This is a genomic window from Stieleria magnilauensis (assembly GCA_007753675.1).
Lineage (GTDB): Bacteria > Planctomycetota > Planctomycetia > Pirellulales > Pirellulaceae > Stieleria > Stieleria magnilauensis.
In genome coordinates this window covers 3,601,891-3,616,924 of sequence record CP036432.1, presented here as the reverse complement: position 1 = coordinate 3,616,924, position 15,034 = coordinate 3,601,891, and the positions used below count along the sequence as shown (strand labels likewise).

At 53.8% G+C, this 15,034-nt stretch carries 10 protein-coding genes; 1 reads left to right on the top strand and 9 read right to left on the bottom strand.

Annotation, left to right across the window (positions count from 1 at the left end; genetic code table 11):
* From TBK1r_RS12760 to TBK1r_RS12750, 3 genes are all read right to left on the bottom strand, one after another.
* Window positions 1-3,987, bottom strand: coding sequence for an efflux RND transporter permease subunit (locus TBK1r_RS12760; protein WP_145210932.1), 3,987 nt, complete (start codon window positions 3,985-3,987; stop codon window positions 1-3).
* A gap of 53 nt (window positions 3,988-4,040) precedes the next feature.
* Window positions 4,041-6,404, bottom strand: coding sequence for a heavy metal-binding domain-containing protein (locus TBK1r_RS12755; protein WP_145210929.1), 2,364 nt, complete (start codon window positions 6,402-6,404; stop codon window positions 4,041-4,043).
* Window positions 6,405-6,531: 127 nt separating this feature from the next.
* Window positions 6,532-7,398: an anti-sigma factor family protein gene (locus TBK1r_RS12750; RefSeq protein ID WP_145210925.1), complete on the bottom strand. Its 867-nt coding sequence runs from the start codon at window positions 7,396-7,398 to the stop codon at window positions 6,532-6,534.
* A 277-nt stretch (window positions 7,399-7,675) separates the two neighbouring features.
* Between TBK1r_RS12750 and TBK1r_RS12745 the strand changes: the two genes are divergently transcribed.
* The gene (locus tag TBK1r_RS12745) at window positions 7,676-8,128 is read left to right on the top strand and encodes a hypothetical protein (RefSeq protein ID WP_145210922.1); all 453 of its coding nucleotides are present in this window, start codon (window positions 7,676-7,678) and stop codon (window positions 8,126-8,128) included.
* Window positions 8,129-8,540: 412 nt separating this feature from the next.
* Here TBK1r_RS12745 and TBK1r_RS12740 read toward each other — a convergent pair whose 3' ends face one another.
* The 6 genes from TBK1r_RS12740 to TBK1r_RS12715 form a co-directional block, all read right to left on the bottom strand.
* Window positions 8,541-9,554, bottom strand: a complete 1,014-nt coding sequence (locus TBK1r_RS12740) for a tyrosine-type recombinase/integrase (RefSeq protein ID WP_145210918.1) — start codon at window positions 9,552-9,554, stop codon at window positions 8,541-8,543.
* Window positions 9,555-9,831: 277 nt separating this feature from the next.
* A complete protein-coding gene (locus TBK1r_RS12735; RefSeq protein ID WP_145210915.1) occupies window positions 9,832-11,046 on the bottom strand; it encodes a hypothetical protein in 1,215 nt (404 codons plus the stop codon).
* 32 nt (window positions 11,047-11,078) lie between these two features.
* Window positions 11,079-11,975, bottom strand: coding sequence for a hypothetical protein (locus TBK1r_RS12730; protein ID WP_145210912.1), 897 nt, complete (start codon window positions 11,973-11,975; stop codon window positions 11,079-11,081).
* Window positions 11,976-12,527: 552 nt separating this feature from the next.
* Entirely contained in the window at window positions 12,528-12,767 is a 240-nt protein-coding gene (locus TBK1r_RS12725) for a hypothetical protein (protein WP_419581284.1), read from the bottom strand.
* Window positions 12,768-12,903: 136 nt separating this feature from the next.
* Window positions 12,904-13,311: a hypothetical protein gene (locus TBK1r_RS12720; protein ID WP_145210906.1), complete on the bottom strand. Its 408-nt coding sequence runs from the start codon at window positions 13,309-13,311 to the stop codon at window positions 12,904-12,906.
* A 2-nt stretch (window positions 13,312-13,313) separates the two neighbouring features.
* On the bottom strand, window positions 13,314-14,333 hold the full coding sequence (locus TBK1r_RS12715) for a DUF932 domain-containing protein (RefSeq protein ID WP_145210903.1): 1,020 nt from the start codon (window positions 14,331-14,333) through the stop codon (window positions 13,314-13,316).
* Window positions 14,334-15,034: the final 701 nt, after the last annotated feature.

Sequence of the window (15,034 nt, the reverse complement as noted above, 5' to 3'; positions counted from 1 at the left end):
CTAAGCATCTTCAGCGAACTTCTCGTCCTTGATGCCAAGCTTCAGTTTCCATTCCATGACGGCACAATAGAGCACCGGTACGACTAGCATTGTCATGATCGCGATCGTCATGCCGCCGAAGCTGGGGATTGCCATGGGGACCATGATGTCGCTGCCGCGACCTGTGGACGTCAACACTGGGATCAACGCCAGTAGTGTCGTTGCAGTCGTCATTAAGCAGGGGCGGCAACGCCGCATGCCAGCCGTCACGGTGGCTTCGCGAGCGTGCTGGGCGTCGGTGATTTTGTCTTTTCGGAAGCTTTCGTCCAGATAAGTTGCAATCACCACCCCGTCATCGGTTGCGATTCCAAACAGTGCGAGGAAGCCAACCCACACTGCCACGCTCAAGTTGATCGTATGAACCTGAAATAACTCTCGCATGTTCGTACCGAGGAAACTGAAATCGAGAAACCAATCGGTTCCATAGAGCCACAACATCAAGAATCCACCCGCCCACGCGATCATGATCCCACTGAAGACTAGCGAAGTTGTGATGACCGATTTGAACTGCATGTACAGAATCAAGAAAATCAAACCTAGGGCCAGGGGAAGGACAATCATCAGCGTCTTCTGCGACCGGATTTGATTTTCGTAGTTGCCCGCGAACGTGTAGCTGACCCCGGCGGGCAACACTAGCTCGCCACTGTCAATCTTCTCCTGCAAAAATGCCTGTGCATCTTCGACCACATCGACCTCTGCGTTGCCAGGCTTCATGTCGAATAGCACGTACCCAACCAGGAATGTGTCCTCACTCTTAATGACCTGCGGCCCGCGAATGTACTTTATCTCCGCAAGTTGCTCGATGGGAATCTGCGGCCCCATCGGAGTTGGAACAAGAATTCGACCGAGTGATTCAGCCTCATCGCGAAGCTCGCGAAAATAGCGAACGCGAACTGGATAGCGTTCACGGCCCTCGACGGTCGTTGTGATTCGCTTTCCGCCGATCGCTACTTCGACGACGTCTTGCACATCGCGAATCTGCAAGCCGTATCGCTTGATGGCATCCCGATCAATGTCGATCTCCAGATAGGGTTTCCCGACGATTCGGTCGGCAATGACTGCCGGGGCCTCCACCGTGGGAACCTGTTTCAAATAGCCCTCGATCTGAAGGGCGACCTTTTCAATCGTTTCCAAATCGGGGCCTTTGATCTTCATCCCCATCGGAGCACGCATGCCGCTTTGCAACATCACGATTCTGGCAGCAATCGGTTGCAGCTTCGGCGCGGACGTGGTCCCGGGAATATCGGCGGCTTCGGTGATCTTTTCCCAAATGTCATTGGGCGATTTGATTTCTTCTCGCCATTGCCGAAAGGGTCTCCCGTGCGGCTCAGGAATCAATTCTCCGTCTTCATCCCGTGCGAAGTCGTCCGCCTCCTCGTCGTAGCGGAACTTCAGTCGGTTTCCGTTTTGATCGGTTTTATACTCTGACTTGTACGTGATAAAGGTTTCGATCATCGAAATGGGAGCTGGATCGAGTGGGCTTTCGGCACGACCGATTTTCCCGACAACCGACTCCACTTCAGGAATTGAGATCAGGAACTTGTTCTGCAACTGCAACACATCCATTGCTTCGCCAATCGACGCGTGCGGCATCGTTGTCGGCATGTACAGGAAGGAACCTTCGTCCAACGGCGGCATGAACTCCTTGCCCAGTCCTGGGAAAGCGGAACTGGCGGCGACCCAAGGTTTTGATTCCCGCACGGTCGATTCGGAAACACCGACAATAGAGGTCGCCTTTGGAATGAACGAGAAGACTTTATCAAATCCCAACCACGAACAGGCACCGATTATCAGGACCGTTAACGGCATCGAGAGGAAAAGCAATTTGTGCCCCAAGCACCAACGAAGGATTGGCTCATAGAGGTAGCGTTGGAACAGGGTAAAGAAGCCAAGCAGTCCACCAATCAGAATCCCAACAAATAGCAGATTGCGGATCAATCCCTTTTCGGGACCAAGAGGCAGCCAATGTTCGGCCAAAATGTAGGTGACGACGATGACAGCCAAGGCGTTGGCGATCATGGGACCGGACTTTTGGAACTTCGACGGAATTCGATCTTCAAGAAGTTTGTATAGCCCGAGACCAGCGATAATCGCTCCGGCCCACCACGAAATGAGAACCGCGATCAAGACACCCGCGCCGATCAATGCGATGTTCATGAAACGTCGCAGAACGCCCGAGTTGACACGCCCACCCATCAGCACATGTGCGGCAGGTGGAATGATCGTCAAGGCAACGATCACAGATGCAGCGAGAGCGAACGTTTTTGTGAACGCCAGGGGGCGGAAGAGCTTTCCTTCAGCTGCAACCATAGTAAACACCGGCAAGAAACTGATGACGGTCGTTGATACCGCCGTCAGCACCGCGCTCGCGACTTCGTTGGCGGCTCGGAAGATGACGTTGGCACGATCCTCATTGGGGTCGGCCTCATCCAGGTGTTTTAATATATTTTCACACAAGATGATCCCCATATCGACCATCGTTCCGATGGCAATTGCGATGCCTGAGAGCGCAACGATATTTGCGTCAACACCAAACGTCTTCATCGCAATGAAGCACATCAAAACCGCGATCGGCAACAACGCACTGATCAGAATGGAGCTGCGAAGGTGCAAGACCATCACGATGATCACAATGATCGTGACCAGGATTTCTTCGGTGAGTGCTGTGTTGAGGGTACCGAGAGTTTCGTAAATGACCCCTGTGCGATCGTAGAAGGGGACGATGCCGATTTGGCTGGTGGTGATCCAGCTTGGCCACTGCTCGCGTGGCATGTTCTTGAGGTGTGCGACCCAAGGATCGTGAACAGGTTCGATACCTTCGATGGCTGGAAGTTCATTCGCGGCGGCGTATGCTTCTACCTGCTCGGCAGTGGTTTGCGAATAGTCGATCACGACTTTGGTTGGCAGACCAACCGAAACCTCCGCGATCTTCTTCTTGACGTTTTTGATTGCCTGCAGCGGGTTGTACCCGTAGCGAACGGTCACCACCGCTCCGACGGCCTCTGATCCCGCCTTGTCCAAGGCCCCACGGCGCAGCGCAGGCCCCAAACGCACACTGCCAATGTCTTTCACTGTGATCGGAACGTTGTCGGAAACTTTGACGACCGCCTTCTCGATATCTTCCACGCCCTCGATGAAGCCAAGCCCACGAACAATATATTCGGCCTTGTTCAGCTCAATCGTGCGCGCCCCAACATCCACATTGGACATCCTCGCGGCCATGTAGACGTCTGTCAGACTGACGCCAGCAGCTCGCATCGCATCCGGATCAACGTCGATCTGATATTCCTGGACGAATCCGCCGATCGAAGCAACTTCGCTGACACCCTCAGCGGCGGTGATCGCGTAGCGCACATACCAGTCCTGGTAAGTGCGCAATTCGTGGGGGTCCCATCCGCCAGTCGGATTGCCATCGGGATCGAGGCCCTCAAGCGTGTACCACATGATTTGGCCGAGAGCCGTCGCGTCTGGCCCGAGTGCCGGTTGCACACCTTCGGGCAGAGTTCCCGCGGGAAGACTGTTTAGCTTTTCCAGCACCCGCGACCGCGACCAATAGAACTCTGCTTCTTCGTTGAAGATGATATAGATCGTCGAGAAGCCAAAAATCGAATAGCTGCGAATCGTTTTGACTTCAGGCAGCCCCAACAACGCAACAGTCAGCGGATACCCGATCTGATCTTCGATATCTTGCGGACTTCGCCCCATCCACTCGGTGAAGACAATTTGCTGATTCTCGCCAATGTCCGGAATCGCATCGACTGGAACGGGGTTTCGTGGCAGGTCGCCGACCTTCCAGTCAAATGGAGCGGTCATCACTCCCCAACCGACGATGGCCAGCACGAGCAAGGCGACGACGAGCTTGTTGTGAATGCAGAACCAGATGATTCCACCAAGGATCGTTTTACGACCTTGTTTGATGTCGTCGGCGATGTCGTCGTTAGCTGGCATTTTTAGTTGGGAGCTTGGAGTGGAGGAGTTGGGAGTTGAAAAGTTGGGAACGGTTAGTGCTGATGAGGTTCCGCTCTACCCCCACCTCCCACCTCCTCCACTACCAACTTTTCTACTCGATCAGCACACTTGAGCATCGACCCGCCATAGTAAGGATTGCGCACGGCGTCACTGGTTTGAAGCCATGTCGCCCCGCGTCCATCGAACGCCATTGGACAGTGCAACTCGAACAATTGATTTGCACTCTGGAAACTGAACGTCCGCTGGATCGTCAGCATTTCGTCAGAAAGCAATGCAAACGCCGAACGCATGGAAGTCAAATCATTGGCTCTCGATAGTCGCCCCGTGATTGAGGACAAGCTCTTCTGCTCCGCCTGCCATCGCTTACCGACTGCGGCGTCAATGCTCCTACTGTCGATCGAGTTCATTGCTCGATGCAACTGATCGACGCCAGTCGTGGCAGCACCCAAGTCATCCGACGCGAGCCCTTCGCCGATCGCCAAGTAGGGCGATAAGAGTCGATCAAGTTGCTGGCGGAACGCCACCGGCACGTCGAGCGTTTCGACTGGCATTTCATGCTTTGGATGAGGAACCCCAAACATCGTCTGGAATCGCTTCGCGTGATCTTTTGTGACCAGGTACACACGGTCGGCATCCCGCAACGACTTGATGCTCTCGCCTTCAACCGAGTCATTTCGTAGCAACATCGCAAACTCTTCCCACTGCGCCGCCATGTCCCCCATCAACGCTATTCCGTTGACCGCCGCAACCTGCTGTCCCAGCGACGCGAACGCCTCGCGAATCTTTTGCGGTTCAGCTTCTTCAATCGCCTTCTCGATTGCTTGCACCGAATCAAGAAGAGCCACCATTTGTGCTTTCACCTGCGGCGGAAGTGACATTGCTGAATGGTCCGTCATTTCAGCGTCCTTCCCCTTCGGCATCGCATCACCACCGTGATTGTGAGCTCCTCCCCCACCTCCGCCATCGGGCGTCATCATCGATGGCTTGGCCGATATTTGCAGTGCGCTGTCGAGTTTGAAGTTGCCGTTAGTCACAACCAATTCGCCTTCTTCGAGCCCCGTTTTGACGAGGTAGTAGTCACCAGCTCGCGGGCCGAGCACAATTTCACGTCCTTCGTAAGTCGGCACTTCGGCATTGGGGATTTGTACGTAAACGATGGCTCTCGTTCCCGTCAGCAACGCGGCGGATACGGGAATCACTAACGGCTTCGCCGCATCGCTTGGTTCCGCTGTGACGTAGCCAAGCGATTCCGCACGAACTAATGGCATTCCGCAAACGTCACAATCGCCCGGCTCATTTTTGACAATCTCGGGGTGCATTGGACTGATCCATTTCCCGGCCAACGAAGCGTCTAAAACACGCCCGCCCGATGCGATCTTCGACCGAACCACTGCACGAACAAACATCTCTGGTTTTAGACGACCATCTTCGTTCGAGACGTTCACACGCACTTTCACGGTCCGCGTGTCTTTGTTCAGAACTGGGTCAATGAACGCCACACGTCCTTTGAAAACCTCACCGGGGTAGGCTTCCGTCGTGAATTCGACTTCTTGGCCGTATCGGAGCCAAGCGAGGTCTGATTCATAGGCATCCATCTGCACCCATAATTGGCTTAGGTCAGCAACGGTATAGATGCGATCGCCTGTGCGAACGCGGTCGCCTTCCTGCCGCAGTTTTTCGATGACAATGCCGCCGACCGGAGAATAGATCGTGATGTGCTCATTGGGCTTGCCACGCTGTTCGATTTCCTGAATCTGTTCTTCGGTGATCCCCAATAAACGCAATTTCTCTCTCGCCGACTCTGCTAGGTCGATCGGCTTGACGAACCGCGAGGACGGGCGACTGGCATTGGATTCAAGTGCCGCGATCAGTTCCTGCTGTGCGGTATAAAGCTCCTCGCTATAGATGTAGACCATGTGGTCGCCCTTCTTGACCTCGACCCCGGTAAAGTCGACGTAGAGACGATCCAGACGACCTGATACCCATGCGGTGATATACGCGAGACGCGTTTCGTCATAGTCAATCTTCCCGACCATGCGGACATCTGCAGTCACATATTTCCTTCCGACGGGCACCGTTTGCACGTTCATTAGCTTCTGAACATTCGCGCTGATCGAAACGGTGCGGATACCTCCGGAGGATTTTTTGACCGGCACCAAATCCATACCACAGATCGGACAATCACCGGGACCATCACGCCTGATCTGCGGGTGCATGCTGCACGTCCATATCGTCGCTTTGTCGGCATCGGTGCTCGACACATCGGTCGCTGGCAACGATTGCGGAGCCCCACTTGGTCCACGCAGCCACCAAGCCGCTGTAAAGCCAATTGCCAGAAACGCAATCGCTTGTAGAAACCAAGCTTGTGTGAAGAGTCGTTTGAAAAAGTCTTTCATACCGTTGTTTCCCAGTTGGAGTTGGGAGTTGGGAGTTGGGAGTTGGGAGCTGGGAGCTGGGAGTGGTGGGGAGTGGGGAGTTGGGAGACAGGACTATCTACGTCACTCCCAACTCCTCACTCCTCCACTAAGTTTTCTTGAACCAATTTACCAATGACGCGACCTCGGTTTGATCTCGCGCTCCCACAGCCGTCACGCTTCGAGTACCCGCTTGCCAAGTTGCCGCGATACTTGAACCTAAATCAACGAGACAGCAATTTTCATCGCCGCACATCGCCATGCTTGTGGGACGAGTACCAAACCAATCTGCTTTCTTGTCCTCATGCTCAAACAGAACGAGCGTTGACCCGTCTGTTCGCTTACAAACCGCTTTCACACATGTGCAGCAAGGCATCTTCAACACGCTGGTCGACGCCAATGTATATCCCTCGGGGAGTCCATCGGCGACCTTCGGACGATAGCCCACCAAGCGAATGGCCTGCTCTAGCGCAACCACCTTACCGTCGTACTTATCCAGCAAGAACTGCTCCGCTTGGTCTGGATTCTCTGGCAGAATCTCCAGGTAGTGATCCATCGTCGCTACGAATTCTGCTGCATGGCCATCGTGCATGTCGGTCATGGAATCCTGACGGCGAAGCCAGACGCTCAATCCGAAAACGATTAGCATCGAGGCTGCAATGGCCAGCCGCTGAAAGGTCGCCCGACTCAGCCGAAACCGCCCAGTCTCCGCAGTAGCGGAAGGCGCCAGGACTTTCGACTTCTCTCGTATCTCACTGGGCCGATCCAACTCGTCGACGATCTTCGCCCAGACATTCTCGGAAACAGCCCCGACCGGAGCTGCCGAGAACGACTTACTCAATCTCCCGTATCCAGCCAACGCTTCGGCGCAGGAAGCACATCCTCTTGCGTGCTTAGCAACGGTCACGAGTGTGTCGCTCGGCAGTTCGCCGTCGTAGTAGGGCGAGAGCAGTTCTCGGATTTCGGTGCAGTTCATTATCACTTGCCTTGGGCTGCGCACATCCAGCGCCAAAAAAATGGGGCGCAGGCCCAACGCGGTGCAAAACGCTCGGGCACGGGTTATCTGACAAATCTTTGATGCGATGTCGTGCCGGTTTCTTCGCGATTTACCTCGATTTTGCGAGAAACGTCTTGATGGCTCAGGCTGTTTTCAAAATTTCAGCAAATCTCGTGAAGAACGCAGTGGTTGCGAGCATCCAAGCAACCGATCGAGAAATCCGAATCATTCATTTCCATGCCTGGAGCCTGACACAATGCCTTTTGTCAAATGGACCCTTCCGACCGCCGCGATGGCGATTCTCTTCTTCGGCTTGGTTGGTTGCAATCCCTCCGACGTAACTGAAACGGACGGTGAAGCGACGGCCCCGGCGGCGGCCGAGATGGATCACAACAATATGGATCACGACGGACACGACATGGATGGTCATGATCACTTAGCCCACAGCGCACCGCAGGGTGCCGAGGAAATCCCTGCGGCCAAGTCCGACATGGACAAGATGATGGATGCACTCGCCAACCTGCCTGAAGAGGATCGCAAATCCGCGATGAAGCAACACTTTTGTCCGGTCAGCGGCGAAATGCTCGGCGTCATGGGAGCCCCGGAGAAGGTCGATGTCAACGGCCAGTCGGTGTGGATTTGCTGCGATGGATGCAAAGACAAATTGCTCGCTGATCCTGAGAAGTACCTTGCCAAGTTGAACAAGTAGGCGACGCAGCAAGCTCCGTGACTCCCCCATAAAACAAGACGCAGCCGTGACCCCTCAAGGGCGGCGTTCTACATCAGGTTACGTCTGAACTTCGCAGACTTGTTTGGTGGGCGCGCCGCCCTTGTTACTATTGGGACGACCTCTTGAAATCATTTCGGCAGTCAATCGAAAAACGTATTGAACAAGGACTTCGTGGCTTAGGGCCTGAGGCAGGAAAAGTCATTCATGAAGGCCAAGGCAAAATTGTTCTGGTCTGCAATACCTTATGCGACGACGACCGAGCGCTCGCTTTGGCGGCCACAAAAACCTAAGGCGAGAGAATATGGAATCGGCAGTTGAAATTGGACCAGGGATCACCCGATGGTTACAACGAGAATCGGGCTGAAGACCAACCAAGAAGACAGGATCTCCCTCAAATTGAGATGCGTTCAACGATGTTGCGAGTCACTTTGTGTTGCCGCCGATCGTACAGTCTCGTTGTTCGAGGATCGGCGTGCCCCGCGAGGTTTTGAACAACTTCGAGCGGGACGCCCTGGCTGAGCAAGTCAGTAATGGTTGCAACTCGGAACGAATGTGGCGAGAGTCTAGCGGGGAGGGACGCTTTACGAAGCCTCCGCTTCACCATCCGAGCCATGTCGCCTGCGGTCATGGCGTTCTGTGTGAGCTTCTTGGTCTTTCGGATTGTCGTACGAAACAAAGGCTTGGACTTGTCAGCGTATTCCATTCCACCTTCCGTGAGGTAGTCGAAGATGAATTTCTGCAAGTCGTGGCGAACCGGAATCTCTTGTGACTTGCCACCTTTCTCGGCGAACCTCAGGCAATACTGGTCGCCAAGGTCGTAAAAGTCGCCGCGTCGAAGCGACGCAACGGCTCCGACGCGAGCCGCAGTGTAAATCATGATGGCGATTATTGCGCGATCCCGTAGCTCGACTACGTGTGTCTTGTTAAGTGACCACATGAGCCTGCGAGCCTGTGGAACGGTAATCTCCGGCGTTTTTCCTTCAACAACCTGAAGCCGTTCACTGCGCACTGAGTGGGCGGGATTCAACACGACGACGTGCCGTGTGACAAGCGTATCGAAGAAGTGACGAATAGCCGACAGGTGCAGTTTCTTGGTTGCCGGTGCATAGTCCCGCTGATCCAGATAGCTACCGACGTCTCGTGGTGAAACTGTGGGAAGCTGTTTGTCCAAAGCATGACAGTGACTCAAGAACTGTCGAATCGCTCTCTCGTAGGCTGCTCGCGTGTGAGGATTGCGAATCTTGCCGTAAATGAATTCCTCCCACGCGAACTGTGCGGCTGAACCGGAATTCTCGATAAGAACGGGGAGAGGGCTATCACATTTCGTGACAGTCGCTGGTGCCAGATTCGCGAACTGCGTTTGTTCGCCGTAGCGAGCATTTGTTTTGTTAACTGCTTGCTTCAATGCCTATCCGAATGCTTGTTTGCCATTCCCAGCAGCCAATTCACACACTTGGCTGATCATCTATTACGCTCCGGTGAGTTTTGACCAGCTTCCACAATAGCGCACAATAACGTCCTTTGTCATGCACTATTTTTTCAACAGGTCGAAGCGTTTTGATCGGCATGCGACACCGATTATTTGCTAGTCCCATCAAGTGTTCGGTTGAATGGACATGAAGTTGCCACGTTGCTGGCCAACTCTTCGAGAACTGGAGCAAAAGCCAGCTTCGTGGACGCCATCATGCAACGCTTACCAGTGCATCTTGAAGTGATTCAATCATCTGGCAGTCGATCGACTCAGGTGCCGACAGCCTGACGAGACCACCTTTGTAAGCGCTGATTGCGACTCTCTTCTCAAGGAACTTTGAACGCACGACGTTCGGTTCGCTGCGAACTATGTTATGGCTTTTTGATTGAAGTAGGACGATGCCGGAATTCATCGAGGTATCGGTTTCCACCGGTTGCCACAGCCGGGTGGGGACTGACTTACGGATCAGTTCTGCATTTGCTGTTCGCTTGCATGCCTGTTTGGCAACAATGGCTTCACCAGAGTCCGTCGCTACGATGGCCGCGTTGCCGGAAAACAGTGGTGTCACGTTAACTGTCTCTGAATACCGATCTACCGCTTGATGTTCGATTTGCTCAGAGAACCGTAGGAGAGGATCATCGATCCCAAACAAAGACGGCGTAGATGCAAGCATATCGCGAAATTGCTCAGCAACGATGGAGCGTCCGCAAATTCCAAGTCCCAGTGGCAGCGATCCTCGCAACCACTTGTGACAACCAGCAATCGTGAAGTCTGCAAACGGCAAAGGGGCCGGGCTTGCGATATGACAAAAACTCTGGGCCGAATCAATCATGGCAAACCGCAAACCGCCATTCGCTTTGAGCTTGGCTAGTAGGGACGAAGTATCCAGCCGAACACCGAGATTGGTAACCGCAGGCAGAAAGACACCGTCGCATCCATTTTCAGTGAACGCCTGAGCAAGTCGTTCGTTGACGTCATCGGCACTAGCCTGATCAGAAAACACTAACGGAGTAATTTGGCTGTTCGTGAGTCGCTGACCACATCGAACTGCTTCATCGCAAACGATGTTCTGCCACGATGGCCAGTTTAAGTCGGTCGTAAGTACGTTTCGACATTTGCGGAACATCAGCCGTGCTGCGAGTCGAACAAGCTGTGCAGAGCGATTCGCCAAAAGCACGAATTCCGGTGAGGAGACACCGAAACGTCTGGCAATCTGCGTTTTGAATGTCCGCAGCCCGTGCCAATGAGCTAGGGACGGAAAAACTAATCGCTTGTCTTCGGACCAATCCACAGTTCCATCGCGAAAGAACTGCTCGCAGTACATGGAGGGGTCTTCGGCAGAGAGCCGACAAAAATCAAGCTGGGCTTGGGATGCTTGTGGGCAGGCCTGACCCAGCCTCGCAGTATCGAGGTAAATCAATGACAAAACGACCACCCATGTTTGTTAGATCGGTGATCTTATTCGCCCAATCGAAATTGATCCAGTAGTTCTTCGTACGGAACTGCGTAAACATTTAGCTTGGTCCAGCAACCCTCTGCGGCACGAACCGCTGAGAAGTCAAAATCAAGCATGAACTCGGCTGTACGCAGGTTGTCGTGATTCATTTGTTGATAGCCAACGGCACTCATGCCGTAGATCCCCAAGTCGCGGACAAGCTCCGCTTCAGACTCGAGGGCAGACTCCCGGACGATCCGAATATAGATGCCTTTCACAGACTGTTCGTGAATCCACTGTCGTAGTGACTCGACTGGCATATCTGAATCTGATGGCCAGTGGTTATCGGCAATGATGACAGTTCGTTCGATTGTCAGTATCGACTTTGAAATCAACTCAAAATTCAACTGCATGCTTTGCATGCCAGCTCCATCCTGCCAGTAAGCTGGGTCGCGAACGAGCGCGACGGAGCGGTAGTTCATCACACTGGGATCTCGGAGCAAACGCTCGTAAACGATCCGCCATGCCTCGGTGTCCTTGAAGATGAGCTTCCCGTCTCCGATATTGGTAATCTGTTGAATCGATTCATCAAGTGATTGCAGAGCACATTTGCGGAAGTTGGGGTCAACACGGCCGGAAATGCGAAGCAATTGTTGAGCGATCTTACGGTAGCGGTCGAACAACTCTGCGTCGTGAGCGAGATAGAGCGGCGTTTCGAGCAAGCCTGGTTCGACGCTGTTTCTGGTCCGAAACAACTGAAAAACAAGAGCAATCAGGGCACTGGTCATCCCGCCAAACAGCGCCGCAAGCAGCCAATCGACTCGTAGGAGAGCGACCACTAAAAACGCGACGCTACCAACAGCAAAAGCACCCGCTACCTGCCGCCATTTGACTCCCGCAATACTCTTTGACTTAGACATAGCCTGACGGTACGACAGATTCGCTTTTCAGGCAAGCAGCGTGATCCGGAGAGAGGCCCACTTGGATAGATGATAGATACCGGTACGATCACAGAGTGCATGACCGGAAGCGAGGCAGCTTTCATAACCCTTGGTGCTTGTCGCTGCACGAGGTCTTTGAAGACACTTCGCGACCGGACGACAAGTTTCAACCCGTTCGTTAGATTTCAGTGGGTGAATCGGCTCACACTGTCAGGAATGTCAGTAGGCCCACTATTCCCCGTCGATCGCACGGGCCATCTCGTCTGCATTTGCATGGCAGGCGGTCAGGTTCGTGCGATGGATTGGGATCGCTCTTGAAAAACCAAGTTGCTCGCATCGCTTCCAACTGAGTTTCAACTCAGATCGAGGCGACTGACTTTCGGTACAATCCGATGAAGAGAAGGAACATTAGTTGCGGTGGCCGGCGGTCTTTTAACGCGTGTTGAACCGGGGCCACCTGTGTCGTCAGTGTTTCTCACTGAGACACATATTCAGCCAGGCGGACAGCATTTGCTGCCTTGAGTCCGTCGATCAGAACGGAGCGTCGTCGCCACCTTCCTCACCACTACTGACCACTGCACTGCCGTTCTCGGCATAGATCCATGTGTGGCAGCGGTCGAGCACTTTGGCGACGATCAACAGGTCATCACGTCCGAAGGAATTGGAATCTTTCCACGTATCACCATCCTTGTAGATGCGACTGACGGTCACGTTGTATCGCGTGCCGTTCGTCGTTTCGTTCTCCCAGATGGCAGCCCGGATGCGGCCCATGCGGATTTCCTGCACGGGTCGGGCAGCGGAGCCATTCGAGGAATTCTTCTTCGTAGCGGTTGCAGTTGCCATAACAGCATTCTCCAAATTGAAAAGAAACAGAAACACAGTTTGCCGACGAACATCGCCAGACAGGTCAGGCTTCGTCGTCGCTTTCACGACAGACGCGGCACTCACCAAGAAAGTTTTCAGAGTCACCAGCCGGGAAGTACTCGATTCGCGCCCAGCCTTCGTCGATTGCTTCAACGTAGGTGTCAGGACCTTCGTTGTTGCACGTCGCACAAGTCAACGTGAACGGTACTTGGCTGGGAATCTGATTCGGACTGTCCAGCACGTCGTTGGCTCGTTTCAGTGCGAACTTGCACATCGTCTGAGCCAACTCGCGATTCCAGTCCGCTCCCAAATTGCGATTTCCCATCGTGTCCGGTGGGAAGCCGCCCTTGCTCAACCACTCCAAGAGAGCTTCCGCCAACTCAGAAACGTCAAGCCAGTTTCGTTCCGCCCATTCTTCGAGCAGGCTGTTCCATGTTGCTTGTGGGTCCATGATCAGGCCGCCAGTGCAAGCAGTTGGCCGATGCGGGAATCGAGTTCCGTTCTGTCACCGGCGTAGTTGACCTTTTGACTCAGCTTCGTCAGTGCATCGACCAACGCAAAGATCGTGAACCCGCCCTGAGTGCGAGCAATCTCCATCGCGTCCTTGATCAGACCGCGAGGAATCTTTTCGGCAGACAGAACTTTCGTCACTTCATCCGCGTCGTCGCCGAGTCGTTCGGTCATTGCCTTCTTCATGACCGTTGCAAATGAATCGCGTCGTTCATCGCGCCGGGCGACGAGTCGTTCAAGGATAGATCGAATCTCATCCAGACCGTCGCGAACATTAGCCGTGTGTTTGCGGCTGAAGTCCACGACTTCCGTTGCATCCCAGACAATGTGATTCTGGCAAACCTTCTGAAACCAGAACGTCTGGATTCCCAACGAACGTTTGCCGACCTCGCTGTTCCAGACGAAGAAACCGGGTGCGAAGGCTTGCCCGTCAATCTCAGCCCAGCCAGTCGGGTCGATCATGAACGCGAATAAATCCTGTTCGCCGCAGTAGAGTCCGGTGCTGGTGTCATCCATCGCAGTTTGCGGCGGAGTGAAATCAGAAGCGAATTCCTTGACGACATCCAGCAAGTCCGCATTCCATAGACGCGTGTAGGCGACGCCGTGAATGCTGCGGATATCGGTGCCGGTCGTCAGAACCTGCAACGGCTTGTCGGCTCGTGGCAGAGTTTCTTTAAACACCTTGCTGGCGGTTCGATGCGAAAGCCGATTGACAGTTTCCTTGCTCACACCAGCCATACGGCACATTTGCGAGAACGACCAGTCATTCAAGTACAGTTCGTCCCCGTCACCGGCACATACAGTCATGTCGTGAGTGAGCGTCAAGTCCTGCGGGCGTTCCCAAATGTCCTCAGATTGCAGTCTCTGCTTCGAGCAGTGTTCGTACATTTCGTCGAACGACTGGTAGGCTTCATCGGGGGTTCGTCGAAACAGTTCGTCATGAGCCTTTTTCAATGTGGCCATTCTGCAACTCCTCTCGTAAGTAAAAAGTAGATCACTCAACCAACACAGCCGAGCGACCGTATGCCTCGAAAAGACAAACGATCGCCCGGCTGGCTGTTTACGAAACGAGTCGCAGTAAACTTGTCAAAAACCTTTAAGACCACCGACCTCTCTCGACGGCGCAAACGGCGTCTGCTGCCGTCAAGGGAGAGGTGGTACACGAACTACCAATGTTGTGAAATCAAGGAACGACTGAAGTCAGTAGTTCCATTCCCTATCACGGTCGTGGGGAATTGTCACGTCTTCGGAAATCCACGGCGGATCGGACGAGTCACAAGGCGCGACACGCCCGAGATCCGTAGCCAGATACTCCAGCCACCGGAGTGCTGAATTCGGGCTGCCGGTGCGTCTGAGGTGCTCAATGAACACAGCGTGCCGAGGTTCGAGAACTGCCCAAAAACATTCAGCATTCTGTCGCGACGCACGTCGTAGTAAGAACGGAAGGGCATGGCTAGTTTCAAGTACCAGTAGCCTGAGTCCGCGTCGGTCAACGATGGCAATCCATGAATCATTCATCTTCCATAGGTACCACGTTTCCGAACTCAGAAGCAAACCTTTCATACGTTGCTTTTGGACTGTCTGCCCGCTTAGTCGAGTCGCAACGCAGCAAGCGACTTCGACCAGCGTCCCCAACCCTCTGTCACAATCACAACCGGAATTAT

Excerpts from the sequence above, each read along its gene's own strand:
- TBK1r_RS12760 (WP_145210932.1), bottom strand. The coding sequence starts at position 3,987 with ATGCCAGCTAACGACGACATCGCCGACGACATCAAACAAGGTCGTAAA.
- TBK1r_RS12755 (WP_145210929.1), bottom strand. The coding sequence starts at position 6,404 with ATGAAAGACTTTTTCAAACGACTCTTCACACAAGCTTGGTTTCTACAA.
- TBK1r_RS12750 (WP_145210925.1), bottom strand. The coding sequence starts at position 7,398 with ATGAACTGCACCGAAATCCGAGAACTGCTCTCGCCCTACTACGACGGC.
- TBK1r_RS12745 (WP_145210922.1), top strand. The coding sequence starts at position 7,676 with ATGCCTTTTGTCAAATGGACCCTTCCGACCGCCGCGATGGCGATTCTC.
- TBK1r_RS12730 (WP_145210912.1), bottom strand. The coding sequence starts at position 11,975 with ATGTCTAAGTCAAAGAGTATTGCGGGAGTCAAATGGCGGCAGGTAGCG.
- TBK1r_RS12725 (WP_419581284.1), bottom strand. The coding sequence starts at position 12,767 with ATGGGCCGCATCCGGGCTGCCATCTGGGAGAACGAAACGACGAACGGC.
- TBK1r_RS12720 (WP_145210906.1), bottom strand. The coding sequence starts at position 13,311 with ATGGACCCACAAGCAACATGGAACAGCCTGCTCGAAGAATGGGCGGAA.
- TBK1r_RS12715 (WP_145210903.1), bottom strand. The coding sequence starts at position 14,333 with ATGGCCACATTGAAAAAGGCTCATGACGAACTGTTTCGACGAACCCCC.